Annotated in this window: 18 protein-coding genes; 16 read left to right on the forward strand and 2 right to left on the reverse strand. The window is 63.0% G+C overall.

The features are described 5' to 3' along the window. The 5 genes from K5E37_RS25405 to K5E37_RS25425 all read left to right on the forward strand — a co-directional run. Positions 1-5034, forward strand: a 5034-nt coding sequence (locus K5E37_RS25405) for an S-layer family protein (protein WP_221535454.1), incomplete at its 5' end; no start/stop codon positions are given. Between the two features lie 46 nt (positions 5035-5080). Next, on the forward strand, positions 5081-6595 hold the full coding sequence (locus tag K5E37_RS25410; protein WP_007957681.1) for a TolC family protein: 1515 nt from the start codon (positions 5081-5083) through the stop codon (positions 6593-6595). Continuing rightward, the gene (gene cysC, locus K5E37_RS25415) at positions 6579-7184 is read left to right on the forward strand and encodes an adenylyl-sulfate kinase (protein ID WP_221535455.1); all 606 of its coding nucleotides are present in this window, start codon (positions 6579-6581) and stop codon (positions 7182-7184) included. Before K5E37_RS25410 ends, cysC begins: the two co-directional genes overlap by 17 nt. Further along, on the forward strand, positions 7181-7966 hold the full coding sequence (locus K5E37_RS25420; RefSeq protein WP_221535456.1) for an aspartyl/asparaginyl beta-hydroxylase domain-containing protein: 786 nt from the start codon (positions 7181-7183) through the stop codon (positions 7964-7966). Before cysC ends, K5E37_RS25420 begins: the two co-directional genes overlap by 4 nt. Further along, entirely contained in the window at positions 7954-8928 is a 975-nt protein-coding gene (locus tag K5E37_RS25425) for a sulfotransferase family protein (protein ID WP_221535457.1), read from the forward strand. Before K5E37_RS25420 ends, K5E37_RS25425 begins: the two co-directional genes overlap by 13 nt. Here K5E37_RS25425 and K5E37_RS25430 read toward each other — a convergent pair. Further along, positions 8894-9652 carry a slipin family protein gene (locus tag K5E37_RS25430; protein WP_007957673.1) on the reverse strand — a complete coding sequence of 253 codons (759 nt, stop codon included), beginning with the start codon at positions 9650-9652 and terminating at the stop codon, positions 8894-8896. The two genes, K5E37_RS25425 and K5E37_RS25430, sit on opposite strands and share 35 nt — an antisense overlap. Before the next feature lie 2 nt (positions 9653-9654). Beyond that, entirely contained in the window at positions 9655-10182 is a 528-nt protein-coding gene (locus K5E37_RS25435) for an NfeD family protein (protein ID WP_221535458.1), read from the reverse strand. Between the two features lie 196 nt (positions 10183-10378). Between K5E37_RS25435 and K5E37_RS25440 the strand changes: the two genes are divergently transcribed. From K5E37_RS25440 to K5E37_RS25490, 11 genes are all read left to right on the forward strand, one after another. Further along, the gene (locus K5E37_RS25440; RefSeq protein WP_221535459.1) at positions 10379-10840 is read left to right on the forward strand and encodes an aminoacyl-tRNA deacylase; all 462 of its coding nucleotides are present in this window, start codon (positions 10379-10381) and stop codon (positions 10838-10840) included. Positions 10841-10969: 129 nt separating this feature from the next. Continuing rightward, positions 10970-11212 (forward strand): DUF2789 domain-containing protein, encoded by a 243-nt coding sequence (locus K5E37_RS25445; protein WP_221535460.1) that lies wholly within the window; start codon positions 10970-10972, stop codon positions 11210-11212. 95 nt (positions 11213-11307) lie between these two features. After that, complete coding sequence (locus tag K5E37_RS25450; RefSeq protein ID WP_039773014.1) at positions 11308-11553, forward strand: type II toxin-antitoxin system Phd/YefM family antitoxin; 246 nt, start codon at positions 11308-11310, stop codon at positions 11551-11553. After that, positions 11543-11824 (forward strand): type II toxin-antitoxin system RelE/ParE family toxin, encoded by a 282-nt coding sequence (locus tag K5E37_RS25455; RefSeq protein ID WP_115076110.1) that lies wholly within the window; start codon positions 11543-11545, stop codon positions 11822-11824. Before K5E37_RS25450 ends, K5E37_RS25455 begins: the two co-directional genes overlap by 11 nt. A gap of 124 nt (positions 11825-11948) precedes the next feature. Continuing rightward, positions 11949-12377 (forward strand): MarR family winged helix-turn-helix transcriptional regulator, encoded by a 429-nt coding sequence (locus K5E37_RS25460; RefSeq protein WP_011331882.1) that lies wholly within the window; start codon positions 11949-11951, stop codon positions 12375-12377. Continuing rightward, entirely contained in the window at positions 12374-14437 is a 2064-nt protein-coding gene (locus tag K5E37_RS25465; RefSeq protein ID WP_221535461.1) for an FUSC family protein, read from the forward strand. The genes K5E37_RS25460 and K5E37_RS25465 overlap by 4 nt, the downstream gene beginning before the upstream one ends. Next, positions 14434-14643 carry a DUF1656 domain-containing protein gene (locus tag K5E37_RS25470; RefSeq protein ID WP_007957657.1) on the forward strand — a complete coding sequence of 70 codons (210 nt, stop codon included), beginning with the start codon at positions 14434-14436 and terminating at the stop codon, positions 14641-14643. Before K5E37_RS25465 ends, K5E37_RS25470 begins: the two co-directional genes overlap by 4 nt. Further along, positions 14640-15527 carry an HlyD family secretion protein gene (locus K5E37_RS25475; RefSeq protein ID WP_007957655.1) on the forward strand — a complete coding sequence of 296 codons (888 nt, stop codon included), beginning with the start codon at positions 14640-14642 and terminating at the stop codon, positions 15525-15527. Before K5E37_RS25470 ends, K5E37_RS25475 begins: the two co-directional genes overlap by 4 nt. Next, positions 15524-16966, forward strand: a complete 1443-nt coding sequence (locus tag K5E37_RS25480) for an efflux transporter outer membrane subunit (protein WP_085608556.1) — start codon at positions 15524-15526, stop codon at positions 16964-16966. Before K5E37_RS25475 ends, K5E37_RS25480 begins: the two co-directional genes overlap by 4 nt. 93 nt (positions 16967-17059) lie before the next feature. Further along, the gene (locus K5E37_RS25485) at positions 17060-17695 is read left to right on the forward strand and encodes a hypothetical protein (RefSeq protein ID WP_007957651.1); all 636 of its coding nucleotides are present in this window, start codon (positions 17060-17062) and stop codon (positions 17693-17695) included. A 199-nt stretch (positions 17696-17894) separates the two neighbouring features. Continuing rightward, positions 17895-19400, forward strand: coding sequence for a YdgA family protein (locus K5E37_RS25490; RefSeq protein WP_221535462.1), 1506 nt, complete (start codon positions 17895-17897; stop codon positions 19398-19400). Positions 19401-19497 lie beyond the last annotated feature (97 nt).

Raw genomic sequence — 19497 nt, forward strand, 5'->3', positions numbered from 1 at the left:
GGCGGGGTGGGCGTGTCCTATTACAGCAATGGCGGCAATGGCGGCACGGCCAGCAACGGCACGATTTCCATCGGTGGCGGCGGTGGCGGCGCTGGCTGGGACAAGGTTGGCGGCGTCGGCGGCAATGCGGCCGGCGGCATTTACAACGCTTCCACCGGCACGCTGAAAATCGTCGGCACCTCGGTCATCAGCAACAACATCGGCGCGGGCGGCGGTGGTGGTGGCGGCAGCGGCCAGGGCAGCAACAACCTGAACGGCGGCGACGGTGGACGGGGTGTCGGCGCGATCTGGAACCAGGGCGGCACGGTACTGATCACCGCTGCCAACTTCAGCGCCATCAGCGGCAACGCGGCCGGCAGCGGTTCCGGCGGCGCAGAACTGGGCGGTGGCGTGACGGGCTCTGTACCGCTGGCCTTCGCGGCGATCTACAACAACGGCGGCACACTCAACACCGCCTATGTGGAACCACCGACCGCGACCATCGTGATGGCCGACACGGCCCTGAAAATCGGCGAAACCTCGCTGGTGACCATCACCTTCAGCCGGGCAGTCACCGGCTTCACCAACGCCGACCTGACGGTTGCCAACGGCACGCTGACATCGGTCAGCAGCAGCGACGGCGGCCTGACCTGGACCGCGACTTTCACGCCGACCAACAACATTACCGACAGCACCAACCTGATCACCCTCGACAACACCGGTGTGACCGCCATCAGCGATGGCGTGGCGGGCGTCGGCACGACCAGCTCGGTCAATTACGCGATCGACACCGCACGGCCGACCGTGACTATCGTGATGTCCGACACGGCGTTGAAGATCGGCGATACCTCGCTGGTGACCTTTACTTTCAGCGAGGCGGTGACCGGCTTCACCAACGCCGACCTGACCATCGCCAACGGCACGCTGAGCGCCGTGAGCAGCAGCGACGGCGGCATCACCTGGACCGGAACGTTCACCCCGACGGCCAGCATCACGGACACCACCAACCTGATCTCCCTGGACAAGACCGGTATCGCTGACCTTGCCGGCAACGCCGGCAGCGGCACCACCGATTCGGCCAATTATGTGATCGATACCGTGCGCCCGACCGCGACCATTGTTGTGGCCGACACCAATCTGGCAGTGGGTGAAACGTCGCTGGTGACCATCACCTTCAGCGAAGCGGTCAGCGGCTTCACCACCGCCGACATGACAGTGGCCAACGGCACCCTGACCGGCCTGAGCAGCAGCGACGGCGGCATCACCTGGACCGCCACGCTGACGCCGACCACCAACATTACCGACACCACCAACCTGGTCACCCTGGATAACACCGGGGTCGTCGATCTGGCCGGCAACGCCGGCAGTGGCACCACCAATTCCAACAATTACGCGATCGACACCGCGCGTCCGACCGCGACCATCGTGGTGGCCGACAACGCCCTGAAAATTGGCGAAACCTCACTGGTGACCATCACCTTCAGCGAAGCGATCACCGGTTTCACCAACGCCGACCTGACCATTGCCAACGGCACGCTGACTGCCGTGAGCAGCAGCGACGGCGGCATTACCTGGACGGCGACGTTCACGCCGACCGCCAGCATCACCGACGCGACCAACCTGATCACGCTGAACAACACCGGCATCGCGGATCTGACCGGCAACGCCGGCAGCGGCACAACCGACTCCAACAATTACGCCATCGATACCGTGCGCCCGACCGCGACCATCGTGGTGGCCGACAACAACCTGCGGATCGGTGAAACCTCGCTGGTGACTATCACCTTCAGTGAGGCGATCAGCGGTTTCACCAACGCCGACCTGACGGTCGCCAACGGCACGTTGAGCGCGGTCAGCAGCAGCGACGGCGGCATCACCTGGACCGCGACGTTCACCCCGAGCGCCAGCATCACTGACACCACCAACCTGATCACCCTGGACAACACCGGCATCGTCGACCTGTCGGGCAACGCCGGAAGCGGTACTACCGATTCCAACAATTATGCGATCGATACGGTGCGGCCAACCGCGACCATCGTGGTCGCCGACAGCAACCTCACTGCCGGCGAAACCTCGCTGGTGACTATTACCTTCAGCGAAGCGGTCAGCGGCTTCACCAACGCCGACCTGATCATTGCCAACGGTACGCTGACCGCCGTGAGCAGCAGTGACGGCGGCATAACCTGGACGGCAACGTTCACGCCGAACCTGGGCGTCAACGACGCGACCAACCTGATCGTGCTGGCCAATACCGGCATCGCCGACCTTTCGGGCAACGCCGGCAGCGGCACGACCAACTCCAACAACTACACCATCGACACCGTGGTGCCGACCGCGACCATCATCATTGCCGACAACGCGCTGAAAATCGGCGAAACCTCGCTGGTGACCATCACCTTCAGCGAGGCGGTGACCGGTTTCACCAACGCCGACCTGACGATTGCCAACGGCACGCTCAGCGCGGTGAGCAGCAGTGATGGCGGCATTACCTGGACGGCCACCTTCACGCCGACCACCAACATCACCGACGCCACCAACCTGATCACGCTGGACAACTCCGGCGTGCAGAACCTGTCGGGTAATGCCGGCAGCGGCACCACCGATTCGAACAATTATTCGATCGATACCGTGCGTCCGACCGCCACCATCGTGGTCGCCGACACGGCGCTCGGCGTCGGCCAGACCAGCCTGGTGACCATTACCTTCAGCGAAGCGGTGACCGGTTTCACCAATGCCGACCTGACCATCGCCAACGGTACGCTGAGCGCGGTGAGCAGCAGCGACGGCGGCATCACCTGGACCGCGACGTTCACGCCGGCGGCGGGCATCACCGACACCACCAACCTGATCACCCTGGACAACACCGGCATCTCCGATCTGGCGGGAAACGCTGGCAGCGGCACCACCGATTCCAACAACTACGCGGTCGACAGTCAGCGTCCGACGGCGACCATCGTCATGACCGACAGCGACCTGCGGCCCGGCGAAACCGCGCTGGTGACCATCACCTTCAGCGAGGCGGTCACCGGTTTCGACAACTCCGACCTGAGCGTTGCCAACGGCACCCTGAGCAACGTTTCGTCGAGCGACGGCGGCATCACCTGGACGGCCACCTTCACGCCGAACATCGGCGTTACCGATCTGACCAACCTGATCGTCCTGAACAACACCGGCATCACCGACCTGGCCGGTAACACCGGCACTGGCACCACCAACTCGGCCAATTACCAAGTGCAGACCCAAGTGCCGACTGCCACCATTGTGGTTGCCGACACTGCGCTCAAGGCCGGGGAAACTTCGCTGGTGACCATCACTTTCAGCGAAGCGGTCAGCGGGTTCGACAACAGCGACCTGACCATCGCCAACGGCACGTTGAGCAACGTCAGCAGCAGCGACGGCGGCATCACCTGGACCGCGACCTTCACGCCGACCAACAACATCACCGACAGCAGCAACCTGATCACCCTGAACAACGCCGGGGTGGCCAACCTGTCGGGCAACAGTGGCGTCGGCAACACCGATTCCAACAACTTCGCGATCGACACCGCGCTGCCGACCGCCACCATCGTGGTCGCCGACAATCGGCTGGGCATCGGTGAAACTACCACCGTAACCATCACCTTCAGCGAAGCAGTGAGCGGGTTCGATCTGTCGGACATCAGCGTCGCTAACGGTTCGCTGTCGAACCTGACCAGCAGCGACGGCGGCGTGACCTGGACCGCGACCTTCACGCCGACAGCCAACGTCAACGACCCGACCAACCTGATCCTGATCGACACCGCCGGTGTTCAGGATCTGGCCGGCAACCTCGGGGCGAGCATCGCCATCTCCAACAACTACATCCTCGATGCGACCCGGCCGACGGTAAACATCGTGGTCGCCAATCCGAATCTGGGCATCGGCCAGAGCACCACGGTGACCTTCACGTTCAGCGAGGCGGTGAGCAATTTCGACTTGTCCGACCTGAGCGTGACCAACGGCGACCTGAGCAACCTGACCAGCAGCGATGGCGGCAAGACCTGGACCGCGACCTTCACGCCGACCGCGAATGTCACTGACCCGAGCAACTTCATTGCGCTGGACACCAGCAACGTCACCGACCTTGCGGGCAATGCCGGCAGCACGGTGGCGGTGTCGAACAACTACGCCCTCGACAGCGAGCGGCCGACCGCCACGGTGGTGATCGCCAATCCGAACCTGGGCGTCGGCCAGACTTCGCAGGTGACCATCACCTTCAATGAAGCGGTGAGCGGTTTCGACCTGTCGGACCTCAGCGTAGCCAACGGCACCTTGTCCAACCTGAGCAGCAGCGACGGTGGCAAGACCTGGACGGCGACCCTGACGCCGAACGCCAACGTCAACAGCGCCAGCAATGCGATCAGCCTCAACACGGCCGGGGTCAGCGACCTGTCGGGCAACAGTGGCAGCAGTGTCAGCAGCTCCGCCAATTACGTGATCAACACGGTGCCGGTGGTGCCTGTGCCTCCTGTGATACCGACTTCTCCGCTGATCGTCGTGACGCCGGATCCGGAATTCCGCAGCAGCGATCCGGTCGCGCCGCCACCACCGCCGAACGTTCCGCTGCAACCGATCGTCTTCACGCCGCCCACCGGCGACCTCGGTTCGCCGCTGACTTTCGCGCCGTTGTTCGAGCAGCGGGTGATCGGCAACGGCATCCGTCCGCTGGGGGATATTTTCATCAATCGCGGTGCGCTGAGCCCGAGCTTCATTGCCCAGGTCTTCAGCAGCAGCGACAACCTGGGTGACGGTTCCGGTCATGGCTTCCTCGGATTCGGCGGCGGCGATGGCGGGGTGTTCGGCAGCAGCACGCTGTCGAGCCTGTTCAATCAGGACAGCAGCACCGAGCGCGATTCGCTGAATGCCTTCGGCAGCCAGTCGATCAAGGGCGGCGATATTTCCCAAGGCCTGCGCGATGTGTTCGGCGCGCCGACCCTTGGCCAGCAACTGCAACAGATCAAGGACAGCGAGCAGCACCGGGTCGACAACCTGGCGGCGGCGCTGCAACAGGTCGGCATCAGCGAAATGCCGGCCTGACCAACATTACAACTCAATATATGCGGGACCTAGGGGCGATCCAGGGATGAAGAAAAGTCAGAAGTTGTTCGGCGCCAGCCTGCTGGCGCTGGCGATCAGCGGATGTGCAGTGACCAGTGAACCGATCGAACGCAGCGTCAGCGAGCAACGGGCCCGGGCCGACCTGCAGAGCATGTACAAGGGCCAGGAGCCGCTGAGCGGTCCGCTGACCCTGCACCAGGCCATGGCCCGCGCGGTGAAATACAACCTCGAAGGCCGCTTGAAAATCATGGAGGAAGCGCTGGCCAAGCGGCAGCTCGACCTCGCCAGTTTCGACATGCTGCCGCGCATGGCGCTGGACGCCGGTTACGTCGGGCGTAACAACGTCAGCGCCTCCAGCAGCCAGAGTGTGCGCACCGGCACCCAGTCCCTGGAACCGTCGACCTCTCAGGACCGCGACCGCGACGTCGCCGACCTGACCATGGTCTGGAACGTCCTCGATTTCGGCGTCAGCTACATCAGCGCCAAGCAGCAGGGCGACCAGCGCCTGATCGTTCAGGAACGCCGGCGCAAGGTGATCAACACCATCGTTCAGGACGTGCGCTCGGCCTATTGGCGGGCGATGGCCGCCGAACGCCTGCTCAAGCAGATCGACAGCCTGATGGCGCGGGTCGACACCGCCCGGCGCAATAGCGAAAGCATGAGCGAACAGCGCATCGGCGATCCGGTGCAGTCCCTCGGCTACCAGCGTTCGCTGATCGAAGCGACCCGGCAACTGGAAGAACAACGCCGCGCGCTGTCGCTGGCGAAAACCGAACTGGCGACGCTGATCAACCTGCCGCTGGGCACCAACCTGACGTTGGCCACCGATGACGGTTATCAGATCCCGGAACTCAAGGTCGATCTGAGCAAACTCGAACAGGAAGCCCTGACCAGCCGTCCGGAACTGCGCGAGCAGGATTACCAGACCCGGATCAGCGCCGCCGAAACCCGCAAGGCCATGCTGCGTCTGCTGCCGGGCCTGGAGTTCTCCGCCGGCGGACATTACGACAGCAACTCGTTTCTGGTCGAGCAGGGCTGGGCCGACTACGGCGTGAAGGTCACCTGGAACCTGTTCAACGTGATCTCTGCCCCGGCGGCCATCGACGTGGCCAAGGCCGGTGAAGAAGTCGCTGCTGCACGGCGCCAGGCGATGTCGATTGCAGTGCTGGCGCAGCTTTACGTGGCGAACGCCAACTATCAGGAGGCGCTGCGCCAGTTCAAGACCAACCAGCAACTGTCGGACATCGACGGGCAAATCGTCGGTCAGTTGCGTAACCGTCGTCAGGCCGACGGCATTGGTGAGCTGGACCTGATTCAGGGCGAGCTCAACACCTTGCAGGCCGATCTGCGGCGCGATCTGTCCTACGCCGATCTGCGCAATGCCTACGGCCAGATTTTCGCCAGCGCTGGTCTCGACCCGCTGCCGGATCAGGTGCAGTCGACCGAAGTCCAGTCGATTGCCACCGCCCTGGCCAACCGCGAAGCTGCGTGGGCCTCGGGGAATATTTCGGTGCCGGTGGCCCATGCCTCCGCGCAGTGACGTATTGGCGCCGACCGCCAGTATCAGCCGTGCCCAACGCGAGGCCCGCAACGGCCATCGCGGCACGGCGATGCTGCTGACCGGTCTGCCGGCGGCGGGCAAGTCGACCCTTGCCCAGGCGTTGCATGCCGAGTTGTTCAGTCGCGGTCTGCAAAGCGTGGTGCTTGATGGCGATGGGTTGCGGGTCGGGCTCAACCGCGACCTGGGTTTTACCGATGCCGACCGCCTGGAAAACATCCGCCGCGCCAGTGAGCTGGCAGCGTTGCTGGTGGAGAACGGGCAGATCGTGATTCTGGCGATGATCGCGCCGCTGGCGGATCTGCGCGAAGTGTTTGCCCGCCGTTTGGACGAGGACTATCGCGAGGTCTGGTGCAGCGCCGCGCTGGCGGTGTGCGAGCAGCGCGATCCGAAAGGGCATTACGCCCGGGCCCGACGCGGCGAGTTGGCCGGGTTCACCGGCGTATCGGCACCTTACGAGGCGCCGGCCCAGGCTTCGCTGGTGCTCGACACCGGCACGCTGACGGTCGAAGCCTGTCTGGACCGCTTGCTGACCTGGCTCGGCGAAACTGCGGTGTTGCCCAAGGCATGAGCCGGCTGGCGTTCTCACGGTTGCCGGTGACGGTGGACCTGCCGTTGCTGTTGCAGGCGCTGGCGGCGATTGACGACGCTGCCTGGCGCGGTCATTTCAACACCGCTTATTTCGCCGGCGACTGGAGCGGCGTGGCGCTGATCTCCGCCGCCGACGCGCTGACCGAACTGTCCCCCGGCAGTGCCGAACCCGTGCAACGCACCCCTTGGCTGAATGATCGTCGCTGGCAGCAGGCGCTGCGGGATCTGCCGCTGGAAATCGTCAGTGCGCGGCTGCTGCGACTAGGGCCGGGCGGGCAGATTCATGAGCATCGCGACTACGATCTTGAGGGTGCGGACGCCGATTTGCGCCTGCATATTCCACTGCTCAGTCCGCCCGCCGTGGACTTCTGGCTCGACGGCCAGCGGATGCCGATGACGGCGGGAGAATGCTGGTTTCTCGATCTCGCCCGGCCGCATCGGGTCGACAATCGCGACAGCACGGCTCGGGTTCATCTGGTGCTCGATTGCCGCCCCGCGCCCTGGCTGGAGCAGATGATTGTTGACGGTTTGCCGAGCACTCCGCTGCCCGATGGCGCGGAGACGGCGCTGCAGCGATTTCAACGGTTGCTGGTCTCGGATCCGTTGCTGTCCGCAACGTTGCAGGCATTGCACGACCCCGAAACCTTCATCGACCAGACGCTGGCGTTGGCCACTGAGCGCGGTCTGCATTTTTCCCGTGAAGAACTGCTGGCGGCGATGCGTAACGGCCGTCGCTCATGGAACGAACAATGGCGTCTGTGAATTTCGACGGCTGGTTGCCGATCCGCATCTGGAAAACTGCCGGGCAATGGCAGGTCGACTGGTGCTGGTTTGGCGACACGCCGCTGTATCAGCCGTTCTTTCGTGAGGCCGTCGAAGACGCGTTGCGTCTGCCGTTCAATCAGGCGTTCCGCCGGCAAACACCCTTGTCGACGCTCATGGATTGGCAAGCGCTCAGTCCGGGTCTGCCGCCGAGTGCCTTTATCCTGCACGCCTCGCGATGCGGTTCGACGCTGATCAGCCAGATGCTCGCCCGGCTCGACGATCACATCGTGGTCTCGGAGCCGCCGCCCCTAGATGCCTTGCTGCGTAGCGCTCTGCCGGACGAAGAACGCCGTGCGGCCATCGCCGGATTGCTTTCGGCGTACGGTCAGCGGCGGTGCGGTACGGAGCAGCGACTGGTGATCAAACTCGACGCCTGGAGCATCGGTGAATGGCCGTTGCTGCAGCAATGCTTCCCCGATACGCCGTGGCTGTTTGTCTATCGCGATCCGCTGGAAATCGCCGTCTCGCACCTGCGTCGCCCCGGCCTGCACATGGTGCCGGGTGCGCTCGGCGATTGTGTGCTGGACGATGATTTGCCGTTCGTGGGCCGCGAGGATTTCATCGCCCGGCGGCTGGGGCGCCTGTTGGAGGCCGGGTGGGTGCATTGCCGTGATTCTGCCGGGCTGGTGCTCAATTACAGCGAATTGCCCGACGCGATAAGCGGGCGGCTGGCGCGGTTTTTCAAGCTGAGCGGCGCGCAGTGTGAACAGGCGCTGGCGGCGACGGCGCAGCACGCGAAGCAGCCGTCACAACCCTTTGTCGTCGATGGCGAACACAAGCGCCGCGAAGCATCGGCGCTGTTGCAGGCACGGGTCGAACATTGCGCCCGTGCGCCCTATGCCGCGTTGGAACGCTTGCGCGCGCTCACGATTTCGCCGACAGATCCGCCATCCCCTTGAGCAGTTCGATCGGTAACGGAAAGACGATGGTCGAGCTCTTGTCGCCGGCAATCGAACTCAGGGTCTGCATGTAGCGCAGCTGCATGGCGCCGGGCTGGCGACCGAGCATTTCGGCGGCCTGCATGAGTTTTTCCGAGGCCTGCAATTCGCCTTCGGCGTGGATCACCTTGGCGCGCCGCTCCCGCTCGGCTTCGGCCTGCTTGGCGATGGCGCGCACCATCGACTCGTTGAGGTCGACGTGCTTGATTTCGACATTGGCGACCTTGATTCCCCAAGCGTCGGTCTGGGCGTCGAGCACTTGCTGGATGTCGATGTTCAGGCGTTCGCGCTCGGCCAGCAGTTCGTCCAGCTCATGTTTGCCGAGTACCGCGCGCAGGGTGGTCTGGGCCAGTTGGCTGGTGGCCATGAGGAAATCTTCGACCTGGATGATCGCTTTCTGTGGGTCGAGCACGCGGAAATACAGCACCGCGTTGACCTTCACCGACACGTTGTCGCGGGTGATCACGTCCTGTGGCGGCACGTCGAGGACGATGGTGCGCAGATCGACCCGGACCATTTGCTGCACCACCGGAATCAGCAGGATCAGCCCCGGCCCCTTGACCTGCCAGAAGCGTCCGAGCTGGAACACCACGCCGCGTTCGTATTCGCGCAGGATGCGGAACGTCGAGCCGGCCAGGGCGATCAGCAACAGCAGCAGCGCGACAAAACCGATTTGCAGACCCATGATCACTCTCCGAGCGGTGCCGCGTCAGTCGCGGACACTTGCAGCAACAGGCCCTTGCGCCCGACCACCCGCACCGGTTGCCCGGTGTGCAGCGGCGTGGCGCTCAGCACCTGCCAGCGTTCTCCTTGTAATTGCACCCAGCCGTTGCGGCTGTCTTCCGGTTGCACCACCGTCACCGCCGTGACACTGCCGAGCAGGCCGGCATCGCCGCTGACCGGTTGGCGCGGTCGGGTTTTCAGGGCACGGATCAGCAATGCGATCAGCAACAGGGCGCTGACCAGCCCGAGGCCGATCATCATCGGCACCGGCAGTTCGGCGTTGCTCAGGATCAGCGCGCCGATCACGAACATGACGATGCCGCCGAGGCCGATCACCCCGTAGTTGGGCAGTGCGGCTTCGGCGATCAGAAACGTGATGCCCAGGATGATCAGCCACAGGCCAACCGGGCTGACGGCGGTAAACGGACTGTCTGCCGCAACCACCGATCCACTCAGCAGAAACAGGGCAAGCGCACAGCAACGGATGTTCACGTGACCCTCCGCGAGAGTCAGGGCTTGTTCTTACAGTCTAGTTGAGGCTGCGGCTGGATGATTTTTGATCAATTCGCCTGCCTCGCCAGTGGGCGGATTTCCCGGTGTTTGCAGCTCGCCGGACTAGACTTTCAAGGACAGCCACAGCGTTTCATTACCGTCCGCCGCGCCGCGTCGGCGGGCACCGAGGTGCATCATGCGTATGGCCAAGAAAGTGCAGAGCAGCCTCAACCGGGCGCAATGCGAATATGACATCGTCACCCACCCGCACTCGTCCAGCAGCCTGGAAACGGCGCGGGTCTCCGGGATTGCCGCAGAACGGGTGGCCAAATCGGTGATCCTGGACGACCGTCACGGGCACTACCTGATGGCGGTGCTGCCCGCCAGCTGCCACCTGGACTTGAGCAAAGTGCGCAGCAGCGGCGAATGGCAAATCACCCGCGAAAGCAATCTGGCGCACATCTTCGACGACTGTGAGCGCGGCGCGGTGCCGCCATTGGGCGATTCCTACGGCCTGGACATGGTCATCGACCCGCTGCTGACCCGGCAGAAGGACATCTACCTGGAAGCCGGCAACCACAACAACCTGCTGCACATGAGCATGCCCGAATTCCTGAAAATGGTGCCGCATGCGCAGGTGCGGGAGTTGAGTCAGTAGGTTTTTTAGCGTCTGTGCCGACGCCAATCGCGAGCAAGCTCGCTCCCACAGGTTCTGCGCCAAACCTGTGGGAGCGAGCTTGCTCGAGAAAAATCTTTCACACCCTATAAATCTCGCAGGAGTTCCGACATGGAAAACCCGACGCACAGCCTCCCATCCCTGTTCAAGCAACTCGGCCTGGACAGCGACCCGGTCAGCATCGACCAGTTCATCGCCACCCATTCCCCGCTCAAGCCCGAACTGCACCTGTGCGACGCGTTTTTCTGGACCAAGAGCCAGGCGGATTTCCTGCGGGACGAGATTCTCGATGATGCGGATTGGGCGGAGGTGGTGGATCAGTTGGATGTGATGTTGAGGAAGGGGCGGGGGTAATTATCAGCTTGCCGTTCGTAAGCTGAATCAACTCACCCGGTTGCCAGTAATGCTTCCTTAGACCAGAATTACGACCTCAATTGAGGTCTTTTATTATGCAAAGTGTTCTGGCCGATATGGCTGTCAGTGTTTCTGAACTGAAGAAAAACCCCTCCGCAGTGCTAAACGGCGCGCACGGAGGAGCAGTTGCTGTCCTGAATCACAACCGGGTCATGGGCTACATGGTGCCGGCTGACGTTTACGAAGCCATGATGGAGCGGCTCGATGATCTCGAGTTGGCAGAAATCGTTCGTTCTCGCAGTCACGAGACTCCCATACCGGTAAGCCTGGATGACCTATAAGCTCGAATTTCTGCCTTCCGCTCACAAAGAGTGGAACAAACTGGGTCATACGTTGCGTGATCAATTTAAAAAGAAGTTGGCTGAGCGTCTTGAGCGTCCCCGTATTCCGGCTGACTCCCTCCACGGCATGCCTGATTGCTACAAGATCAAACTCAAAGCGTCCGGTTATCGACTGGTTTACCAAGTGATCGAAGAGCGAGTGGTTGTCTCGGTAGTCGCCGTGGGTAAGCGCGAGCGAGGCGACGTCTACGAAAACGCGAAAAGACGCTGAGCTGAAGCACGCAACCCAATTTGTTTCAAAACTTGACTGAATTTCCCCACCAATGCGATATTGATAGTTAGCAAACTAACAGTGTGTGCATTCCCTCGTGCCGAATAACCTCGACGCTCTCCAGATGAACATCAGCAGTGCCATGGTGGTGGCCGCCAGGCATTGGCGGAAGATCTGCCAGACCACGCTGGTCAACTATGGAATTTCCGAAGCCTGCGCCGTCCCGTTGTTGATGATCGGGCGGCTGGGCGAGGGTGTGCGCCAGGTGCAGGTGGCGCAGGCGGCGGGGATGGAGTCGCCGTCGCTGGTGCGCCTGCTTGACCAGTTGTGTCACGCCGGTTTTGTCTGCCGCACCGAAGATGCCCAGGATCGTCGCGCCAAATGCCTGAGCCTGACCGACACCGGCCGTGAGCTGGTGCAAGCGGTCGAAGCGCAACTGGTGCGCCTGCGTCATGAAGTGCTCGAAGGCATCGACCAGCGCGATCTGGAGGCTACGCTTCGGGTACTGAGAGCTTTTGAGGCGGCCACTCCGCCAACGGTGATCAATCCGTGAACGGGTTCTTTTCCGGCATGCCCCCGGCGCGGGACTGGTTCTACGGGATCCGCACGTTCGCGGCCTCGATGATCGCGCTGTACATCGCCTTGCTCATGCAAATGCCGCGTCCTTATTGGGCGATGGCCACGGTGTACATCGTTTCCAGCCCGTTCCTCGGCCCGACCAGCTCCAAGGCGCTGTATCGCGCGATCGGCACGTTTCTCGGTGCGGCGGCGGCAGTGCTGTTCGTGCCGATGTTCGTCCAGAGCCCGTACGTGCTGGTGGTGGTCATCGCCCTGTGGACGGGGATTTTGTTGTTCTTGTCCCTGCACCTGCGCACCGCCAACAACTACGCGCTGATGCTGGCCGGCTACACCTTGCCGCTGATCGCCCTGCCGGTGGTGGATAACCCGCTGGCGGTGTGGGACGTGGCCGAGTCGCGGACCGAAGAGATCTTTCTCGGCATCGCCGTGGCGGCGGTGGTCGGTGCGATGTTCTGGCCACGGCGCCTGGCACCGGTGTTCAACGATGCCGTGGGCAAATGGTTCGCCGACGCCACGACCTACAGCCTGAAATTCCTCAGCCGCGACGTCCAACCCGAAGAAGTCACCGCCCTGCGCATGGCCATGGTTGGCAGTTTCAACAGCCTGGAATTGATGATCGGCCAGTTGCCGCACGAAGGCGCGCGGCCGCAGACGGTGCGCAACACCAAGGAACTGCGTGGGCGGATGATCCACCTGCTGCCGGTGATCGATGCCCTTGAGGATTCGCTGTACGCCCTCGAACGGCGCACGCCGGAGCTGGTGGAAAAGTTCGCGCCGCTGCTCACCGCGACCCGCGAATGGCTCGGCCACAAAGACGCCGATCTCGACCGCTGGCAAGCCCTGCGGGATCAGCTCGAAGCGCTGCAACCGAGCGCCGAAGCCCTCGAAGATCGCAAACAGTTGCTGTTTTCCAATGCGCTGTACCGCCTCGGCGAATTCATCGATCTGTGGCAGGACTGCCGCAGTCTGCAGGACTCGATCCTGTGCGAGCGCCAGGATAGCTGGCGCGCGGTTTATCGTCACTGGCGCCTCGGTCGCCTGACGCCATTCATCGACCGTGGGCTGATGCTGTATTCGGTGGCCTCGACCATCCTGGCGATTATCGTCGCCTCGGTACTGTGGATCCTGTTGGGCTGGACCGACGGCGGCAGTGCGGTGATTCTGGCGGCTGTGTCGTGCAGCTTCTTCGCCTCGATGGACGACCCGGCGCCGCAGATCTACCGGTTCTTTTTCTGGACCGGGATGTCGGTGCTGTTTGCCAGCCTTTACCTCTTTCTGGTGCTGCCGAACCTGCATGACTTCCCGATGCTGGTGCTGGCGTTCGCGGTGCCGTTCATCTGTGTCGGCACCCTGACGGTGCAGCCACGTTTCTACCTCGGCATGCTGCTGACGCTGGTCAACACCTCGTCGTTCATCAGCATTTCCGGTGCTTACGACGCGGACTTCTTCGCCTTCGTCAATTCCAACCTGGCGGGCCCGATGGGGCTGTTGTTCGCGTTCATCTGGACGCTGATCGCCCGGCCGTTCGGCGCCGAGCTGGCGGCCAAGCGCCTGACCCGTTTCAGCTGGAAAGACATCGTCAGCATGACCGAACCGGCCAACCTCGCCGAACACCGGCAACTGGGCGTGCAACTGCTCGACCGCCTGATGCAGCACCTGCCGCGTCTGGCGCTGACCGGCCAGGACACCGGCATCGCCATGCGCGAAGTACGCGTGGGGCTGAACCTGCTCGACCTGCTCGCCTATACACCGCGAGTGACGGGCGCGCCCAACGCATTGCTCAAGCAAGTGGTGGCAGAGGTCGGCGAATATTTCCGGGCCTGCCTCAAGGCCGGGGAACGCTTGCCGGCGCCAAGCGCCTTGCTGATGACCATGGATCGCACCCGTCGTGCGCTCAACGGCCACGGCGATGAAGAAACCCGACTAAACCTGTTGCACGCCTTGAGCGGTTTGCGCCTGGCGCTGTTGCCCGGCGTGGAATTCGTTTCCAGTGCCGAGCCCGAAGAACCGCTGCCCGAAGGAGCGCCCCTATGATCGGTGATCTGGACATCAGCGGCATTTTCCTGCCGACCCTGCTGGTGTTGATGGGCATCACTTATGTGCTGTTTGTTTTGGTACACGGCGTGCTCACACGCCTGCATTTCTACCGTCTGGTCTGGCACCGGGCATTGTTCAACGTGGCTCTCTACGCCGTGATGCTGTACGGCGTGGATTCACTCAGTCGATACCTGATGACATGAAAAAACCGTTTCTGACCCTCGGTCGCGTCGTCCTGACGCTGCTGATCGTGACTTTCGCCGTCGTCGTGGTCTGGCGCATGGTGATGTATTACATGTTCGCGCCCTGGACCCGCGACGGCCACATTCGCGCCGACATTGTGCAGATCGCTCCGGACGTGTCCGGGCTGATCCAGCAGGTCGAAGTGAAGGACAACCAGTTGGTGAAACGCGGCCAGGTGCTGTTCAGCATCGACCAGGACCGTTTCAAACTGGCGTTGCGCCAGGCCAAGGCGGCGGTCGCTGATCGCGAAGAAACCCTCGCCCAGGCGCAGCGTGAAGCCAAGCGTAACCGTGGTCTGGGCAATCTGGTGCCGGCCGAACAGCTGGAAGAAAGCCAGTCGAAAGTGGCCCGCGCGCAATCGGCCCTGGCCGAAGCGCTGGTGGCGGTGGACAGCGCTCAGCTCAACCTCGATCGCTCGGTGATCCGCAGCCCGGTGGACGGCTACGTCAACGACCGTGCGCCGCGCTCGCAGGAATTCGTCACCGCCGGGCGTCCGGTGCTGTCGGTGGTCGACAGCAATTCGTTCCACATCGACGGCTATTTCGAAGAAACCAAACTCGACGGCATCCACATCGGGCAGTCGGTGGATATCCGTGTGATCGGCGACCGCGCCCGCCTGCGCGGGCATGTCGAAAGCATCGTTGCCGGTATCGAAGACCGTGACCGTTCGAGCGGCAGCAACCTGCTGCCCAACGTCAACCCGGCGTTCAGCTGGGTGCGACTGGCGCAACGGATTCCGGTGCGTATCGCCTTTGACGACGTGCCGGATGACTTCCGCATGATCGCCGGGCGCACCGCCACCGTGTCGATCATCGACGATCAACCGCAGGAGCCCGCCAAATGAGCAGGGCCCTGATGATCGCCGGTTTGGGCATGATGCTGTCGGCCTGCTCGATGGTCGGGCCGGACTACCACGTGCCCGAAGACGCGGCGATCCAGCGCAAGGATTTCCAGGGCGACCTGGCGGTGGCCGGCAAGCCGGTGGTGTCGGCCCCGGTGCCGGCGGACTGGTGGCGGCTGTATCAGGATCCGCGCCTGGATCAACTGGTGCAGCAGGCCATGGCGTCCAACACCGATCTGCGGGTGGCAGCGGCGAACCTGTCGCGGGCCCGTGCGCAGGTCGATGAAGCCGAGGCGGCCGGTGGCTGGAGCGGCGGCGTGAAGATGGGCGCGCAACGCTTGCAGGAATCCGGCGAGGCATTCCTGCTGCCGGAGAAAGTACCGGTGGCCAACATCGGCGATATCGGTATCAGCGCGTCCTACCAGTTCGACCTGTGGGGCACGCTGCAACGCGGGATCGAAGCGGCAAAGGCCAACGCCGACGCAACCCAGGCCGCGGCCGATACCGCGCGCATCACCCTGGTCGCCGACGTGGTGCGGGCCTACACCCAGGTCTGCGCGGCGAACGAGGAACGGGAAATCGCCCAGCATTCCCTCGACCTGCAATCCCAGAGCACCACCCTGATCCAGCGTCTGCGCGATGCCGGGCGCGGCGACGAAACCCAGGTCACCCGTTCGCAGACCCAATTCAAATCCCTACGCGCCGACATGCCGCGCTATGAGGCGGCGCGGCAGGCCGGGTTGTTCCGGCTGTCGATGCTGCTGGCCAAGCCTGTCGATCAATTGCCGGCCGGCACCGCGACCTGCGCCGAACTGCCGAAAATCGCTCAACTGGTGCCGGTCGGCGATGGCGCTGCGCTGCTCAAGCGTCGGCCGGACATCCGCCAGGCCGAGCGGCGTCTGGCGGCCGCGACGGCTGGAGTCGGTATCGCCACCGGCGAGCTGTACCCGGACATCAGTTTCGGCGCGACAATCGGCACCGTCGGTATTCTGGACAACCTTGGCAAACCGTCCACCAACCGCTGGGGCTTCGGTCCGTCGCTGAGCTGGAGTGTGCCGACCAACGGCGCCCGGGCCCGTATCCGCGAAGCCGAAGCCACAACCCAGGGCGCGCTGGCGCACTTTGACGGTGTCGTGCTGAACGCTATCCGCGAAACCCAGACCGGCCTGTCCCAGTACTCCGCGCTGCTGCAACGCCGCGATGCGCTGGCCGATGCCGAGCAGTCGGCGAAACTGGCGGCCGACCAGACGCACCGCTTCTTCCAGGCCGGCCGCGAGTCGTTCCTCGCCGACCTGCAGGCCACCCGCACCTACACCGACGTCACCGCGCAACTGGCCGCCGCCAACACCCAGGTTGCCATGAGCCAGATCGATTTGTTCCTCGCCCTGGGCGGCGGTTGGGAAAGCGGACGAACGCAAGCCTCGAGCGCCAGCAAACCCTGAGGCCGTTGCTATGCTTTGAAGTATTGAAAGGGCGCCCCGAACCAGGCGCCTTTTCAGTGCACATCGCTAGCGCAGGTCTAGGGGAAACCAATAATGAAAAACCCTTACGCTCTCGGCTTCTGGTGCGCCCTGGTAGCCTTGGTGCTGCTGTCGGCCACCTATTTCTACGGCATCATGCTGGCCCACCAGATCGACAAGGCAATGGTCTTCCTCGACAGCACCGTGGCGCTGATCGCGGTCATGGCGATCGTGGTCGTGGCGTCGGCGCTGGTGCAAAGCCAGCGACTCAAGAAACGCCAGCTTGAGCAGAGCAAGACGCTGCTGCTGATCTGGGACACCAAAGTCGCGCTGCGCAAAGTCGAAACCGTGTTCGACCGCTACTTCTGGGGCAGCTACTGGCAACCGGGGCGGACCTTCGCCGAAGTCATGGGCGAACTCACCGGCACGCCGCTGGAAAAAAGCCTCGAAGCCCTGAAAAAACAATGTCTGGCCCTCGACCGGCAAGTCGCCGACGACGGCTGGCACTGGCTCAACAACGCCCGCGAACTGTCGGACGTCGCCACGGCCATGGCCCGCGAGCGCTATCAGCTGGACTTCTGCGACCCGCGCAGCGACGGGCCGGGCGGGGCGGTGATCGACCGGGATTTCGAAGTGCTGGTGTACACCTGGACCGCGCGGCTGAAAAGCTTCGACCATCAGCTCGATGAGATCGAGGTGCAATATTCCTGATCCCGAAAAGATCGCCGAACCCGGCGATCTTTTTGTTTGTCCATGACTTGTCGACACTCTTTAACCTTTAAACATTGGGCCGCGTCGCACTGCCAGTGCTAATCTCCACCGCTAAATTCAGCGGAGTCGCGCCACGGCCCGGTCACGGGTTCAGGGAAGACGACCACACTTTCAGCCACGGAAATCGATCAGGTCATTCATGAATAAATCAGCAGGCGTGCTTCTCGGAATTGTTGTGGCCATCGGCGCCATCAGCGTAGGCGGGGCCTGGTACACCGGCACCAAAATCGAAGGCGTGCTGAACAATGCCGTCGCCAACGCCAACAGCGAGTTGCAGACCGCCATGGCCGGCTCCAACGGCAGTGCGTCGCTGGAACTGGTATCGCTTGAGCGCAACACCTTCAGCAGCACCGCGCACTATCGCCTGAAGGGCGAGGGTGAAATGTTCGGCGAGGCGCCGGTCGAGTTGCTGTTTGTCGACCATATCGAACACGGCCCGCTGCCGTTCTCGCGACTGGTGTCGCTCAAATGGCTACCGGTCATGGCCACCAGTCACTACGAACTGGAAAAGACCCCGATCACCGAAAAATGGTTTGCCGCCACCAAGGGTGCCGCGCCGCTCAAAGGTGTGGTCAACATCGGTTACGACCAGTCCACCACCGGCAACCTCGAACTGTTGCCGCTGGAAGCCGCACTGGACGACAAGTCGAGCCTGAAGTTTTCCGGCCTGAACATGGACATTTCCGCCAGCGCCCAGGCGCAGAAGGTCAAGGCCAACGGCTACATGGACAGCCTGCACCTGACCACGGTCGCTGAAGATCAGGCGCCGGTGCAGATCGAACTCAATGGCCTGACCCTGGCCAGCAACCTCGTCAAGAGCACCTACGGCTATTACACCGGCGAGAACACCCTGGAACTGACCAGCAGCAAGACCACCTTCGGCGTCAAACAATCGGTGCTGGGCGTGAAGAACTTCGAAATGAAGAACCGCACCGAAGAGAACGGCAGCAACGCCTCCGGCCGTGCCGACTACAAGGTCGGCGAAGTGACCCTCAACGACAAGAAGATCGGTTCGGCCAACCTGGCCATGAGCCTGAAAAACCTCGACATTCCGTCGGCCATGTCGCTGATGCAGATCTACCAGACCAAGCTCCAGCCTTACGAAAAAGCTGCTGCCGAAGCCACCGCCGCCGGCCTGCCGGCACCGGAGCTGAACCTGACCGAGGCCGAGTCCACCCAGGTCAAGGCCGACCTGCAGAAACTGCTGGCAGCCGGGCCGCAGTTGGCACTGGAAGACCTGTCGCTGAAAACCGCCAACGGCGAAAGCCGCGCGAGTCTGGTGCTCGATCTGGCCAAGCCACAGTCGATGGACCTGCCGCCGGATCAACTGGGCAAACAGCTGATCGCGCTGCTTGACGTGAATGTGCTGGTGTCTAAGCCAATGCTGGTCGATCTGCTCAGCGTCCAGGCGCAAATCGACGGTCAGACCGATGCCAAGGCCATCGTTGACCAGGCCAGCGCTGGCGCCGACATGTTCGCCGGCATGGCCGTCGGTTCGCAGCTGGCGACCCTGGATGGCACCAACGTTGTCACCAAACTGCATTACGCCGCCAATCAGGTGGAATTCAACGGCCAGAAGATGACCGTCGAGCAGTTCGTCGGCTTCCTGATGAGCAAGTTCGGCAGCATCGAACAGCCTCAGTAAACGCCCCGCGCGTCACCGAAATGCCCGGCCTCTGCACCCGCAGACGCCGGGCGTTTTGCTGTCTGGCGTCCGGGTTTGCGGCCGGTCGGGAAATCCT

Origin of the sequence: Pseudomonas sp. RIT778, from assembly GCF_019718735.1 — a bacterium.
In the GTDB taxonomy this organism is placed as follows: domain Bacteria; phylum Pseudomonadota; class Gammaproteobacteria; order Pseudomonadales; family Pseudomonadaceae; genus Aquipseudomonas; species Aquipseudomonas aphyarum.